Origin of the sequence: Nocardioides conyzicola, from assembly GCF_039543825.1 — a bacterium.
Taxonomy (GTDB): Bacteria; Actinomycetota; Actinomycetes; order Propionibacteriales; family Nocardioidaceae; genus Nocardioides; species Nocardioides conyzicola.
In genome coordinates, this window is sequence record NZ_BAABKM010000003.1 from 150,617 (window position 1) to 163,585 (window position 12,969).

Below are 12,969 nucleotides of genomic sequence, written 5' to 3' on the forward strand. Positions count from 1 at the left end.
GAAGGCCACGTCGGTATCTCGCTTCGCTCGCTACGAGAGGTTCAGACCTGGGTAGAGCGGGTGCTTGTCGAGCATCTCCGCCGACGCGGCCTTCACCTTGTCGGCCACCCCGTCGCCCAGCTCGTACGACGCCTTCGACGGCCCGCCCGCCTTGGTGGTGCCGGGCTGGGTGTTCTGCAGGACGTGGACGATCAGCTCCGCGACGTTGTCGAACTCGTCGTGGCCGAAGCCGCGGGTCGTCAGCGCCGGGGTGCCGAGGCGGACGCCGGAGGTGTACCAGGCGCCGTTGGGGTCGGACGGCACCGAGTTGCGGTTGGTGACCACGCCGGCGTCGAGCAGCGCCGACTCCGCCTGGCGGCCGGTGAGGCCGAAGGACGACACGTCGAGCAGCACGAGGTGGTTGTCGGTGCCGTCGGTGACCAGCTTGGCGCCGCGGCTCATGAAGCCGTCGGCGAGCGACTTGGCGTTGTCGGCGACCTGCTGCGCGTAGGTCTGGAACGCCGGCTGACGGGCCTCCGCGAGCGCGACGGCCTTGGCCGCCATCACGTGCGAGAGCGGGCCGCCCAGGACCATCGGGCAGCCGCGGTCGACGCTCGGTGCGTACTCCTCCGTCGCCAGCACCATGCCGCCGCGCGGGCCGCGCAGGGACTTGTGGGTCGTGGTCGTCACGACGTGGGCGTGCGGCACCGGGTCCTCGTCGCCCGTGAAGACCTTGCCCGCGACCAGCCCGGCGAAGTGCGCCATGTCGACCATCAGGGTGGCGCCGACCTCGTCGGCGATCTCGCGCATCTTGGCGAAGTTCACGCGACGCGGGTACGCCGAGTAGCCCGCGACCAGCACCAGCGGCTTGAACTCCTTGGCCTTTGCGCGGACCACGTCGTAGTCGAGCAGCCCGGTCTCCGGGTCGGTGCCGTACTGCTGCTGGTGGAACATCTTGCCGCTGATGTTGGGCCGGAAGCCGTGGGTCAGGTGGCCGCCGGCGTCGAGGGCCATGCCGAGCAGGCGCTGGTTGCCGAGCTCGTGACGCAGCTCCTCCCAGCCCTCGTCGGTCAGGTCGTTCACGTTCTTCTTCTCCAGGCGCTCGAGCCACGGGCCCTCGACCCGGTGGGCGAGGATCGACCAGAACGCGACCAGGTTGGCGTCGATGCCGGAGTGCGGCTGGGCGTAGGCGTACTCGGCGCCGAAGAGCTCGCGGGCGTGCTCGGCGGCGAGCGCCTCGACGGTGTCGACGTTCTGGCAGCCGGCGTAGAAGCGGTGGCCGACCGTGCCCTCGGCGTACTTGTCGCTCAGCCAGGTGCCCATGGTCAGCAGCACGGCGGGCGAGGCGTAGTTCTCGCTCGCGATCAGCTTCAGCGAGCTGCGCTGGTCGGCGAGCTCCTTGCGGGTGGCGTCCGCGATCCGGGGCTCGACCGAGGCGATCACCTCGAGGGCCTGCTGGTAGGCGCTGCTGGTCAGGGCGGAGAGGTGCGCGTCGCTCATGCGGCTCAGCGTAGTGGGGCCGTACGACGCCGATCGAGCGGCTCGGGCCGCCCCCGGAGTGTGACGTGGGCCGCACCGGGCGGGGTCGGCCGCCCGGCGCGGCCCGCCGTGTCTCGCATGTTGGATCCTCGTCCCACATCATGGGATTTCGCCTTGTGGGGAGGGCGTCCGGACCGTGAGACTGCTTGACATGACCGCTGCGACGCAGACGTACCTCGTGGTTCGACGCCACGTGGACTTCGGGCGTACCCGCAGCTCCATGTGTTGGCCCTCCTGACGTACAGAGCCTGACCAGCCGCCCATCACGCAGCTGACCGGACCAGGGCATCGACGCCCGGTCCGAGCGTCGCTGCCACCGTCGTCAAGGAATGCCTCGCCTGATGTCTGACCTGCGCTACACCGCCAAGGCCGCCGCCCACACCGAGATCCCGCGCCCCAAGCGCGGCGAGGGGCAGTGGGCGCTCGGCTACACCGAGCCGCTGAACAAGAACGAGCAGTCCAAGAAGGACGACAGCCCGCTCAACGTCCGCGACCGGATCCTCTACACCTACTCCAAGCGCGGCTTCGCCTCGATCGACCCCGCCGACCTGCGTGGCCGCTTCCGGTGGATGGGCCTCTACACGCAGCGCGCCCCGGGCTTCGACGGCGGCAAGACGGCTACGCTCGAGGAGGAGGAGCTCGACGACGAGTTCTTCATGATGCGGGTCCGCTCGGACGGCGCGCTCCTCTCGCACGACGCCGTACGCGCCCTCGGCACCATCGGCGTCGACTTCGCCCGGGACACCGCCGACGTCACCGACCGCGAGAACATCCAGTACCACTGGATCCGGATCGAGGACGTGCCCGCGATCTGGGAGCGGCTCGAGGCCGCCGGCCTGGACACCATGGAGGCGTGTGGCGACTCGCCGCGGCCCTTCCTCGGCTCGCCGGTCGCCGGCGTCGCCAAGGACGAGATCATCGACGGCTCCGCGGCTCTGGAGGAGATCAAGCGGCGCTTCATCGGGCACCCGGACTACGCCAACTTCCCGCGCAAGTTCAAGACCGCGCTGACCGGGCACCCGGGCCACGACGTCTCCCCCGAGACCAACGACATCTCCTTCGTCGGCACCGTGCACCCCGAGCTCGGCCCCGGCTTCGACCTGTGGGTCGGCGGCGGCCTGTCCACCAACCCGATGCTGGCGCAGAAGATGGGTGTCTGGATCCCGGTCGACGAGGTCGCCGACGCCTGGGAGGGCGTCGCGTCGATCTTCCGCGACTACGGCTACCGCCGGCTGCGCTCGCGGGCGCGCCTGAAGTTCCTGGTCGCCGACTGGGGCATCGAAAAGTTCCGCGAGGTCCTCGAGAACGAGTACCTCGACCGCAAGCTGGTCTCCTGCGAGTCGCCCGGCTCCCCCGTCGGCCACCGCGACCACATCGGCGTGCACGAGCAGAAGGACGGCAAGCTCTACGTCGGCATCGCGCCGACCGCCGGCCGCGTGTCCGGCACGATCCTCGTGCAGCTCGCCGACCTGATCGAGGAGTACGGCGTCGCGGGCGCCCGGCTCACGCCGTACCAGAAGATCGTGCTGGTGGGTGTCGAGCCCGCCGTCGTCGAGGAGCTCGTCGAGAAGCTCGACGCGATCGGGCTCTCGGCCCGGCCGTCCAACTGGCGCCGCAACACGATGGCCTGCACCGGCATCGAGTTCTGCAAGCTGGCGATCGTCGACACCAAGGAGCGCGCGCGCACCCTGGTCGGCGAGCTCGAGAAGCGCTTCCCGACGCTGGACACGCCGATCACCGTCAACGTCAACGGCTGCCCCAACGCCTGTGCCCGCACGCAGATCGCCGACATCGGCCTCAAGGGTCAGCTGGTCATGCACGAGGGCGAGCAGGTCGAGGGCTTCCAGGTGCACCTCGGCGGCGCGACCGGACTGCAGGCCAACTTCGGCCGCAAGCTGCGTGCCCACAAGGTCACCAGCGCCGGGCTCGACGACTACATCACCACCGTCGTGACGAACTTCCTGGCCGACCGCGAGGACGGCGAGCTGTTCGCCACCTGGGTCGCCCGGGCCGACGAGGACCTGCTGCGCGGCGACAAGCTGCTGGAGGGGGTGGCGACGCCATGAGCGAACGCGCCGTGCCCTTCCACTGCCCCTTCTGCGGCGAGCAGGACCTGCGCCCGCACGAGGTCGTCTCGGAGAGCGGCGAGATCAGCTCGCCGCACGGCACCTGGGAATGCCGAGGATGCCTGCGTGCTTTCAGCCTGAAGATGCTCGGCTTGATCCGACCGTCAGGAGCCCACTCATGAGCGTGACCACGACGACCGCGCGCAACAAGCGTGGGATCGACACCGCCGGCCGGTCGCCGGAGGAGCTGCGCGAGCTGGTGTCCCACTGGGGCGCCGAGCTCGAGCTGGCCCCCGCCGAGGTGATCGTCGAGTGGGCGGCCGCGACCTTCGGGGAGCGCTTCTGCGTCACGTCCTCGATGGGCGACGCCGTGCTGACCGACGTGGTCTCCAAGGTCGTGCCGGGCATCGACGTGCTCTTCCTCGACACCGGCTACCACTTCGTCGAGACGATCGGCACCCGCGACGCGGTCGAGGCGACGATGCCGGTCAACCTGATCTCGATCACGCCCGTGCAGTCGGTGGCGGAGCAGGACGCGACGTACGGCAAGGACCTGTACAAGACCGACCCCGACCTGTGCTGCAAGCTGCGCAAGGTCGAGCCGCTGGCCGCCCGCCTGGCCGACTACGACGCCTGGGCGACCGGGCTGCGCCGGGCCGAGACCAAGAACCGGGTCATCGCGCCGGTGATCGGCTGGGACGCCAAGAAGGCCAAGGTCAAGATCTCGCCGCTGGCCCGCTGGTCCGACGAGCAGGTCGAGAAGTACATGGCCGACAACGGCATCCTGGTCAACCCGCTCGTGTACGACGGCTACCCCTCGATCGGGTGCTGGCCGTGCACCCGGCGCGTGGCCCCCGGCGAGGACCCGCGCAGCGGGCGCTGGGCCGGCACCAACAAGACCGAGTGCGGGATCCACTCATGAGGACCCGCACCCTGCAGACCGGCAGCGTGGCCGGCCGTGCACTCGCATTCCCCGAAGCACGCACAGGTAAGGAGGCGGCGTGATGGCTGCTCCTGCTCTGGTGGCCCTGGCTCACGGCAGTCGTGACCCCCGGTCCGCCGCAACGATCAAGGCCCTCGTCGACGAGGTCAAGGCGATGCGCCCCGACCTCAAGGTCGAGGCCGCGTTCCTCGAGCTGTCGAAGCCGTCTTTCCAGACGGTCGTCGACCGGCTCGTGAAGGCCGGTCACGACGAGATCGTCGTCGTGCCGCTGCTGCTCACCGAGGCCTACCACGCCAAGGTCGACGTCCCGAGCGCCGTCACCGAGGCGACGACCCGGCACCCCGGCGTACAGATCCGGGCCACGTCGATCCTGGGCCTGGAGGCGCACTTCCTCGAGGTGCTGGACCTGCGGATGCGGGAGGCGCTCGCGGCCTCCCGGGTGCGCGAGCTCGACGCGCTGGTGCTGGCCGCTGCCGGGTCGAGCGATCCGCTGGCCAACCAGGCCGTCGCGCGGCTCGCCCGCGTCTGGGGCGCCCGGCACAAGCTGCCCGTGACCGCGGCGTTCGCGTCCGCCTCGCCGCCGGCGACGGGCGAGGCCGTCCGCACGTTCCGTGCCGAGGGACGCCGGCACATCGCCGTCGCCTCGCTCTTCCTGGCCCCGGGCTTCCTCCCGGACCGGGCCGCGGAGCTCGCCCTCGAGGCCGGTGCGATCGCGGTCTCCGCGCCGCTGGGTGCGCACCCGGAGCTGGCCCGCACGATCCTCGCCCGCTACGCCGTCGGCGCGGTCGAGCTGGTCCCCGTCTGACGCCGAGTCGGCGCCAGTTTGCACAAACTGGCGCCGACTCGACTGCAATGTGGCGCCGACTCGGCACTTGGGGGCAGTCGGGTGGTACCTCAGGTGGAGGCGGGTGACCCACCCCGTTTCCTAGCGTCGAAGCATGACGATCCTGCTGTCGGACGAGCGCGTCCGGTCCGTGCCCGTGGTGGAGTCCGGCGAGCCGCTGGTGCGGCTGCCGCGGAGCCTGTCCCCCGCCGGCGCGCTGGTGCGCGCCGGCCTCGCGAACCGGCTGATGGCGGCCGACCTCCAGCTCCCGTGGGTCGTGCAGCTGCGGGTGGTCGAGGGGTTCCGGCCGGTCGAGCAGCAGCGCGCGATCATCGCGTCGTACGCCGAGCAGGTGCGGCTCCACCACCCCGGCGCCGACGACGCGGAGCTGGCCCGGCTGACGAGCAGGTTCGTCTCGCCGGTCGACGTCGCACCGCACGTGGCCGGCGCCGCGGTCGACCTCACCCTCGTCGACGCGTGCGGCGACGAGCTCGACCTGGGCACGCCGATCGACGCGACCCCGGAGGACAGCGACGGTCGCTGCTACTTCGCGGCCGACGGCATCGGTGCGGATGCCCGGGCACACCGGGAGCTGCTCGCCACGGTGCTGGCCGGGCACGGGCTCGTGAACTACCCGACCGAGTGGTGGCACTGGAGCTTCGGCGACCGCTACTGGGCGCTGACGACCGGCGCCCGGCACGCGCTCTACGGCCCGGTCGCCGCGGCGGTGGCGGCATGAGCGCCACCGCGATCGCCCCGCGGGCGGGCACGAGCAGCGGGCCGCGGCTCGACATCGACCTGCAGGCCGTCGGCCGCAACACCCGCCTGCTCGCCGACCGCGCGGCCGGCGAGCTGATGGCCGTGGTGAAGGCCGACGGGTTCGGGCACGGCGCGGTCGACGTGGCGCGGACGGCGCTGGCCCACGGCGCCACCCGGCTGGGCGTCACCACCCTCGACGAGGCGTGGCCGCTGCGCGACGCGGGCCTCGCCGTACCTCTCCTGAGCTGGCTGAACCCGGTCGACGCCGACTACGGGTCGGCGGCGGCGCGCGACGTCGACGTCGCGGTGCCCAGCCTCCAGCACCTCGCGGCCGTCGCGGCCGCGCCCGGCCGCAGCCGGGTCCACCTCCACCTGGACACCGGCCTGGCCCGCGACGGCGCCGACCCCGCGAGCTGGGGGCAGCTGTGCCGGGCGGCCCGGCGGGCCGAGCAGCGGGGCGAGGTCGAGGTCGTCGGCGTGATGGGCCACCTGGCCTGCGCCGACGAGCCCGGCGACGAGAGCAACGCGCTCGGCCGGACCCGCTTCGCCTGGGGCCTCGAGACCGCACGCGCCGCCGGCCTGCGCCCGCGCGACCGGCACCTGGCCGCCACCTCCGCCACCCTCAACGATCCACGGGCGCACCACACGATGAGCCGCGTCGGCGCGGGCCTGGTCGGCATCGACCCCTCCGGCTCGACCCGGCTGCACCCGGCGATGACGCTGACCGCGCCGGTCGTGCAGGTCCGCAAGGTGCGGGCGGGCACCCCGGTCGGCTACGGGCACACCCACCGCACCGCCGCCGCGACGCACCTCGGCCTGCTGCCGATCGGGTACGCCGACGGCCTGCCGCGGCTCGCCTCGGGTCGGGGCCAGGTGCTGGTCCGGGGCGTACGGCGCCCGGTGGTCGGCCGGATCTCGATGGACCAGCTGGTCGTGGACCTCGGCAGCCGCGGGATCGACCAGGGCGAGACGGTGACGCTCTTCGGTCCCGGCACGCACGGCGAGCCGACGGTCTCCGAGTGGGCGGCGTGGGCCGACACCATCGAGCACGAGATCGTCACCGGCATCGGCGCCCGCGTCGAGCGCCGGACCCGCCCGGTGCCGCACCTGAGGAGCCTGTCGTGAGGACACCGCCGACCAGGACCAGGGTCGCCGTCATCGGCGGCGGGCAGAACTGCGAGCACGACGTCTCCCTCGCCTCGGCCGCCTCGGTGGCGGGCGCGCTCGACCCCGCGGCGTACGACGTCGTGCCGATCACCATCGGCCGCGACGGCACCTGGCGCGACCGCGGGCTGCGGCCGATCGGCCTGTGCGGAGCCGCTCAGGTGCTGCGTGGCTGCGACGTCGCCTTCCCGGTCGTGCACGGTCCGCGCGGCGAGGACGGAGCGCTCGCCGCCCTGTGCGAGCTCGCCGGGATCGCGTACGTCGGGTCCGGGGTCCGCCCGGGCGCGATCGCGATGGACAAGTGGACGACCAAGCTCGTCGCCGCAGCGGTCGGCATCGCCACGGCGCCCGGCCGCCTGGTCACGGCGGCCACGGCCGGGCACGAGCGCTGGACCCACCCCGTCGTGGTGAAGCCGGTCGCCGCCGGCTCCAGCCTCGGCGTCAGCCTGGTGACCGAGCCGGGCCTGCTCCGCCCGGCGCTCGAGGAGGCCCTCGCCCTCGACGACCGGGTGCTGGTCGAGGACGTCGTCGCCGGCCGCGAGATCGACGTGGCGGTGCTCCGACGCACCGACGGGTCGCTCTTCGTCCCGCCCGCGCTCGAGATCGTCGCCGACGGGGTCTTCGACCACGAGGCGAAGTACGGCGGCCACGCGGACTTCCGCGTCCCCGCACGTCTCGAGGGGGTCGAGGCCAAGGCGCTCAAGGAGGCGGCGCTCGCGGTGTACGACGCCCTCGGCTGCTCCGGGGTCGCCCGGGTCGACTTCTTCCTGACCGAGGACGGCCCGGTGCTCAACGAGGTCAACACGGTGCCGGGGATGACCGAGCACTCGCAGGTGCCGCGGATGTTCGCCGCGGCGGGGATGTCGTACCCGGAGCTGCTGGACGAGCTCGTCCGCGGCGCCCACCGTTGAGCGCCCCGTCGGGCGTGGTTCCATTGCGGGGTGGTGACGGCATGACCTCCTGGCGCCAGTGGGCTCCCGACCTCGGAGCCGGCCTCGTCGTCCTGCTGGTCGGGCTCGTCGAGACGCTGAACCTCTACCACCCTTATTACGCGTCCGACCCGCGCCCGCCGGCCGCCCTGATCTGCCTCGGCATCGCGACCGCCGTCGCGCTGTCGCGCCACCTGCCCGGCGCCGCGCTCGCGCTGGTGTGGGCGGTCTGCTCGCTCCAGGTCGTCTTCGGCACCCAGCTGCTGATGGTCGAGCTGGCGATCGGGGCCGTGGCCTTCGGGGCCGCCCGGTGGGGCAGCACCGCCACCGCCTGGCTGAGTGCGCTCTCGATCCCCGCCGCCGCGGTGATCTCGGTCTTCTGGATCCAGCCGGACGTGTTCTACCGCGCGCTCGACACGGCCGGCTTCCGGTCCCTGATCGACACGACCTCGCGGTTCAGCGACCGCTGGCAGATCACGGCGGCCATCCTCGGGATGTCGGTGCTCGGGGTGCCGTGGCTGGCGGGGCTCGCGCTGCGCTTCTCGGCCCGCGCCCAGCAGTCGCGCGAGTCCCAGGTCACCGCCGAGGCGCAGCGCGACCAGGCCGAGGAGATCGCCGAGCTCCGGGAGGAGCAGGCGCGGCTGGCCCGCGACGTGCACGACGTGGTCGGCCACTCGCTGGCCGTGATCCTGGCGCAGGCCGAGTCGGCGCAGTACCTCAAGGACGCCGACACCAGCGCCTTGAAGCAGACCATGGCCAACATCGCGACCTCGGCGCGCACCTCGCTCCAGGACGTCCGCCAGGTGCTCACGACGACCGGAGGCGGTACGGCGCCGCCCGCTCGCACCGCCGGCCTCGACAGCCTGGTCGACGGCGTGCGCGCCAGCGGCCACGAGATCGACTCGACCGAGGTCGGCACGCCCCAGCCGCTGCCGCCGGAGCTCGAGGTGGTGGCCTTCCGGGTGCTCCAGGAGATGCTCACCAACGCGATCAAGCACGGCCACCGCGGCGCGCCGATCCAGGTCGAACGACACTGGGAGGGTGAGCTGCGGATCGAGGTGCGCAACGTGATCGACACCAGCGCCCCCGAGACCCAGCCGTTGATGATGGCGGAGCCGATCCCCGAGCAGAGCGGGCAGGGCCTCGACGGCATGCGCCGCCGGCTCGAGTCCGTGGGCGGACGGCTCGACGTACGCCGGCGCACGGAGGCGGGCGGTCCCACCTTCACGGCCACGGCCTGGGTGCCGGTGAGGTCCCGATGACCACCCCCGCGATCCGTGTCCTGCTGGTCGACGACCAGGAGCTCTTCCGCGAGGGCGTCCGGGTGATCGTCGACGCCCAGGACGGCATGGAGGTCGTGGGGTCGGCGGGCGACGGGCTCGAGGCGGTCCGCCTGGTCGACGAGCTCGAGCCGGACGTGGTGCTGATGGACATCCGGATGCCGGAGATGGACGGCGTCGAGGCGACCCGCCAGATCTTCCTGCCCGACCGGGCGGCGCGGCGCGAGACGCCGGTGCGGGTGGTCGTCCTGACGACGTTCAACCTCGACGACCGGGCCGCGACCGCGATCAGGTACGGCGCCAGCGGCTTCCTGCTCAAGGACACGACGCCGGTGATGCTCCGCGACGCGATCCGCACCGTCCACGCCGGCAACGCCGTGCTCGCGCCGACGGACCTCTCGACGCTGCTGGAGGGCCAGTTCCGGGCGCAGACGCCGACCCCGCCGGCGTACCTCTCCCTCACGGACAAGGAGCGCGAGGTCTTCGCGGCGGTCGCCAAGGGGTTGTCCAACACCGAGATCGCCGGCCTGGTCTTCGCCAGCGAGTCGACGGTGAAGACCCACGTCGGTGCGATCCTGCGCAAGCTCGGCCTGCGGGACCGGGTGCAGATCGTGGTCTTCGCCCACGAGCACGCCCTGACCTAGCCGACGAGCTTCTCCCGCAGGTGCTCGAGCTGGCGGGCGGGGTCGGTGGTGGTGCCGCCGTGCACCGGACCCGGCTGGAGGACCGTGCTGCGGGGCGCCTTGACGAAGCCGAAGCGCTGGCTGATCGGCGCCGACGCGGCCGCTCCCCCGCGCTCGTCGCCGGCGCAGACGCCGTCGACGAAGGCCAGCGCGTCGCAGACCTGGTCGACGTCCACGCTCGGGTCGAGGGCGCGCAACCGCTCGGCGTCGACGTGCCAGGAGACGTCGAGGAAGTCGGTCGCGTGGCAGTAGAGCACCACGCCGACGTTGACGAACTCCTCACGGTCGACGCGCGGCACGCAGCGCAGGACGACGTACTGGTAGGCGAGCGTGGTCATCGCGCCGCAGCCTCCGCGCTCGGCAGCCACTGCCGGGTGCCCAGCCGGGCGACCAGGAACGACACGTAGGCCGCACGCACGGCGTCCGCGCTCTCGGCACCTGGCACCGGCTCGAGCCACTCGTCGGGCACCTCGGCCAGCACCTCGGTGAAGACCGCCTCGTCGAGCAGCGCGCTGATCTCGGCGTCGGCCTGCGGCAGCCCGGGCGCCGACGCCCCCAGTACGTGGTCGTCGGGGTTCCACGGCTGGCGCGCGAAGCGCTCCGGGTCGGTCACTCCCCCACCCCACGCGTGGTGGAAGTACAACGCCGCACCGTGGTCGATCACCCACAGGTCGCGGTGCCACACCAGCAGGTTGGGGTTGCGCCAGGAACGGTCGACGTTGGCGGTGAACGCGTCCAGCCAGAGCACCTTCGCCCCCACCGTCTCCCCCGCGGCGACCTGGCCGTCGTACCCGAACGAGCCCGGCAGGAAGTCGATGCCGAGGTTGAGCCCGGCGCTCGCGTTGAGCAGGTCCTGGACCTCCTCGTCCGCCTCGTAGCGCGCGATCGCGGGGTCCAGGTCGAGGGCCACCAGCCGCGGGGTCCGCAGACCGATCCGGCGGGCGAGCTCGCCGACGATCACCTCGGCGACCAGCACCCGCAGGCCCTGGCCGGCGCCGCGGAACTTGCACACGTAGGTGCCGAGGTCGTCGCCCTCGACGATCCCGGGGAGGCTGCCGCCCTCCCGCAGCGGGGTCACGTAGCGGGTCACGGAGACGGTCGGGATCACGCCGTCACCCTAGGGCGTGCCCGGTGCCCCCCGCATTTCCGTACGCCATCGTCGGAATTGTTTGGTCGGCCCGCTCCCCGGGTAGTCGGCGGGTGGGCGTCCGGTGGGGGCGCCCCATTCCGGGAGGACACCTTCATGCACGTACGCCGACTCATCGGCTCCTTGCTCGCCACGACTCTCGCCGCGACCGCGTTGACCGCCGTCGCCACCAGCGCTCCGGCCTCCGCGGCGACGACGGTGCCGACCAGGGTCACGATCCAGGTCAGCCAGAAGAAGGCCGAGTACAACGACAAGATCTCGGTCACCGGCTCGGTCCAGGGGCAGAACAGCGACGGGACCTGGGGCACGCTGCCCTACGGCTCGGGCAGCGCCACCCTGCAGTTCCTGCCCAAGGGCAGCTCGACGTGGAAGTCGCTCCAGTCGGAGGCCGACGGCAACACGTTCTACTTCTACCCGGTCCCGGTCAAGGCCACCGGCACCCTGCGCGTCGTCTACAGCGGCGGCACCTACGGCGACTACCAGTTCACCCCCTCGACGTCGTCGTCGAAGTCGCTCAAGGTCACGCGCAAGCTGACCTACAAGGAGGTCCCCGGACGACGGACGGGGATCCAGGGCAAGATCTCGCCCGCGGCCAGGATCAAGGTCGTCATCCAGAAGAAGGTCGGCAAGAAGTACCGCCACTTCAAGACCGTGAAGACCGCCCGCAGCGGCAAGTTCAAGATCATCCTGCCGGCACCGCGCAACGGTCGCTTCTACTGGAAGATCACCTTCACCGGCAACAAGACCTTCGTCCCCCGGGTCGTGAAGGGCAGCACGTACAGCTACTGAGCAGCTCCGACCGAACGGGTCAGGTGCTCGCGTCCGACGCGAGCAACCTGGCCCGTTCGGCTTCCACGTCGAAGTCGGCCGCCGGCCAGCGCAGGTCCATCCCCCGCAGAGCGGCGAGCAGCAGCTGCCCGACGGCCAGGTTGCGGAACCACTTGCGGTCGCTGGGGACGACGTACCACGGCGCGTGCTCCGTGTTCGTCCGCTCCAGGGCCAGCGCGTACGCCTCCTGGTAGTCGTCCCAGCGGGCGCGGGCGTCGATGTCGCCGGGCTCGTACTTCCAGTGCTTCTCGGGGTTGTCGAGCCGCGCGAGCAGCCGGTTGCGCTGCTCGTCCTTGCTCAGGTGCAGCATGCACTTGAGCACGACCGTGCCGTCGTCGACGAGCTCCTGCTCGAACGCGTTGATCGCGTCGTACCGCCGGTCGATCTCCTCGAGGCTGGCCAGCTCGTTGACCCGCGCGATCAGCACGTCCTCGTAGTGGGAGCGGTCGAAGACGCCGAGGTAGCCGGGGTCCGGCACCGCCCGGCGGATCCGCCAGAGGAAGTCGTGGGAGAGCTCCTCCTTCGTCGGCGCCTTGAACGACGTGATCCGGACGCCCTGCGGGTCGACCAGGCCGACGGTGTGCCGCAGCGTGCCGCCCTTGCCCGAGGTGTCCATGCCCTGCAGCACCAGCAGCACCCGGCGGCGGGAGCCGGTCGCCCGTCCCTCGGCCCAGAGCCGCTCCTGGAGGTCGGCGAGCTCGTCGCCGAGCCCGCACAGGGCTGCCTTCCCGTCGCTCTTCTTGCCGTCGAAGCCGGGCTTGGCGTCGGTCGGGAGGGCGGCGAGGTCGACGGGGCCGGTGGGCAGGCGCAGCGGGTGAGCGGTCATCTG

14 protein-coding genes are annotated in these 12,969 nt (G+C 72.0%); 10 read left to right on the forward strand and 4 right to left on the reverse strand.

Annotated elements, in window-relative coordinates; genetic code table 11:
• Positions 1-30 precede the first annotated feature (30 nt).
• Entirely contained in the window at positions 31-1,479 is a 1,449-nt protein-coding gene (locus tag ABEA34_RS18570) for a glycine hydroxymethyltransferase (RefSeq protein WP_345522976.1), read from the reverse strand.
• Positions 1,480-1,859: 380 nt separating this feature from the next.
• On the opposite strand from ABEA34_RS18570, the gene ABEA34_RS18575 reads away from it, so the two are divergent.
• The 9 genes from ABEA34_RS18575 to ABEA34_RS18615 all read left to right on the forward strand — a co-directional run bounded on the left by ABEA34_RS18575 (position 1,860) and on the right by ABEA34_RS18615 (position 10,126).
• Positions 1,860-3,584 (forward strand): nitrite/sulfite reductase, encoded by a 1,725-nt coding sequence (locus tag ABEA34_RS18575; protein ID WP_345522977.1) that lies wholly within the window; start codon positions 1,860-1,862, stop codon positions 3,582-3,584.
• Positions 3,581-3,766, forward strand: a complete 186-nt coding sequence (locus ABEA34_RS18580; RefSeq protein ID WP_345522978.1) for a hypothetical protein — start codon at positions 3,581-3,583, stop codon at positions 3,764-3,766. The genes ABEA34_RS18575 and ABEA34_RS18580 overlap by 4 nt, the downstream gene beginning before the upstream one ends.
• The gene (locus ABEA34_RS18585; RefSeq protein WP_345522979.1) at positions 3,763-4,506 is read left to right on the forward strand and encodes a phosphoadenylyl-sulfate reductase; all 744 of its coding nucleotides are present in this window, start codon (positions 3,763-3,765) and stop codon (positions 4,504-4,506) included. The genes ABEA34_RS18580 and ABEA34_RS18585 overlap by 4 nt, the downstream gene beginning before the upstream one ends.
• An 82-nt stretch (positions 4,507-4,588) precedes the next feature.
• Positions 4,589-5,332, forward strand: a complete 744-nt coding sequence (locus tag ABEA34_RS18590; RefSeq protein ID WP_345522980.1) for a sirohydrochlorin chelatase — start codon at positions 4,589-4,591, stop codon at positions 5,330-5,332.
• A 133-nt stretch (positions 5,333-5,465) separates the two neighbouring features.
• Complete coding sequence (locus tag ABEA34_RS18595; protein WP_345522981.1) at positions 5,466-6,089, forward strand: M15 family metallopeptidase; 624 nt, start codon at positions 5,466-5,468, stop codon at positions 6,087-6,089.
• Positions 6,086-7,234, forward strand: a complete 1,149-nt coding sequence (gene alr / locus ABEA34_RS18600; protein WP_345522982.1) for an alanine racemase — start codon at positions 6,086-6,088, stop codon at positions 7,232-7,234. The genes ABEA34_RS18595 and alr overlap by 4 nt, the downstream gene beginning before the upstream one ends.
• The gene (locus tag ABEA34_RS18605; RefSeq protein ID WP_345522983.1) at positions 7,231-8,184 is read left to right on the forward strand and encodes a D-alanine--D-alanine ligase family protein; all 954 of its coding nucleotides are present in this window, start codon (positions 7,231-7,233) and stop codon (positions 8,182-8,184) included. The genes alr and ABEA34_RS18605 overlap by 4 nt, the downstream gene beginning before the upstream one ends.
• Positions 8,185-8,225: 41 nt before the next feature.
• Positions 8,226-9,464, forward strand: a complete 1,239-nt coding sequence (locus ABEA34_RS18610; RefSeq protein ID WP_345522984.1) for a sensor histidine kinase — start codon at positions 8,226-8,228, stop codon at positions 9,462-9,464.
• Positions 9,461-10,126, forward strand: a complete 666-nt coding sequence (locus ABEA34_RS18615; RefSeq protein WP_345522985.1) for a response regulator — start codon at positions 9,461-9,463, stop codon at positions 10,124-10,126. Before ABEA34_RS18610 ends, ABEA34_RS18615 begins: the two co-directional genes overlap by 4 nt.
• Here ABEA34_RS18615 and ABEA34_RS18620 read toward each other — a convergent pair.
• Positions 10,123-10,503 carry a DUF3037 domain-containing protein gene (locus tag ABEA34_RS18620; RefSeq protein ID WP_345522986.1) on the reverse strand — a complete coding sequence of 127 codons (381 nt, stop codon included), beginning with the start codon at positions 10,501-10,503 and terminating at the stop codon, positions 10,123-10,125. The two genes, ABEA34_RS18615 and ABEA34_RS18620, sit on opposite strands and share 4 nt — an antisense overlap.
• Positions 10,500-11,273 (reverse strand): HipA family kinase, encoded by a 774-nt coding sequence (locus ABEA34_RS18625; protein WP_345522987.1) that lies wholly within the window; start codon positions 11,271-11,273, stop codon positions 10,500-10,502. The genes ABEA34_RS18620 and ABEA34_RS18625 overlap by 4 nt, the downstream gene beginning before the upstream one ends.
• 135 nt (positions 11,274-11,408) lie before the next feature.
• Between ABEA34_RS18625 and ABEA34_RS18630 the strand changes: the two genes are divergently transcribed.
• Entirely contained in the window at positions 11,409-12,101 is a 693-nt protein-coding gene (locus ABEA34_RS18630; protein WP_345522988.1) for a hypothetical protein, read from the forward strand.
• Positions 12,102-12,120: 19 nt separating this feature from the next.
• Here the strand turns inward: ABEA34_RS18630 and ABEA34_RS18635 are convergent, their stop codons facing one another.
• On the reverse strand, positions 12,121-12,966 hold the full coding sequence (locus tag ABEA34_RS18635; protein ID WP_345522989.1) for a polyphosphate kinase 2 family protein: 846 nt from the start codon (positions 12,964-12,966) through the stop codon (positions 12,121-12,123).
• Positions 12,967-12,969: the final 3 nt, after the last annotated feature.

Bases quoted from the DNA above. Each gene is read 5' to 3' on its own strand.
- ABEA34_RS18570 (WP_345522976.1), bottom strand. From the start codon at position 1,479: ATGAGCGACGCGCACCTCTCCGCCCTGACCAGCAGCGCCTACCAGCAG.
- ABEA34_RS18575 (WP_345522977.1), top strand. From the start codon at position 1,860: ATGTCTGACCTGCGCTACACCGCCAAGGCCGCCGCCCACACCGAGATC.
- ABEA34_RS18580 (WP_345522978.1), top strand. From the start codon at position 3,581: ATGAGCGAACGCGCCGTGCCCTTCCACTGCCCCTTCTGCGGCGAGCAG.
- ABEA34_RS18585 (WP_345522979.1), top strand. From the start codon at position 3,763: ATGAGCGTGACCACGACGACCGCGCGCAACAAGCGTGGGATCGACACC.
- ABEA34_RS18590 (WP_345522980.1), top strand. From the start codon at position 4,589: ATGGCTGCTCCTGCTCTGGTGGCCCTGGCTCACGGCAGTCGTGACCCC.
- ABEA34_RS18595 (WP_345522981.1), top strand. From the start codon at position 5,466: ATGACGATCCTGCTGTCGGACGAGCGCGTCCGGTCCGTGCCCGTGGTG.
- alr (WP_345522982.1), top strand. From the start codon at position 6,086: ATGAGCGCCACCGCGATCGCCCCGCGGGCGGGCACGAGCAGCGGGCCG.
- ABEA34_RS18610 (WP_345522984.1), top strand. From the start codon at position 8,226: ATGACCTCCTGGCGCCAGTGGGCTCCCGACCTCGGAGCCGGCCTCGTC.
- ABEA34_RS18615 (WP_345522985.1), top strand. From the start codon at position 9,461: ATGACCACCCCCGCGATCCGTGTCCTGCTGGTCGACGACCAGGAGCTC.
- ABEA34_RS18620 (WP_345522986.1), bottom strand. From the start codon at position 10,503: ATGACCACGCTCGCCTACCAGTACGTCGTCCTGCGCTGCGTGCCGCGC.
- ABEA34_RS18630 (WP_345522988.1), top strand. From the start codon at position 11,409: ATGCACGTACGCCGACTCATCGGCTCCTTGCTCGCCACGACTCTCGCC.
- ABEA34_RS18635 (WP_345522989.1), bottom strand. From the start codon at position 12,966: ATGACCGCTCACCCGCTGCGCCTGCCCACCGGCCCCGTCGACCTCGCC.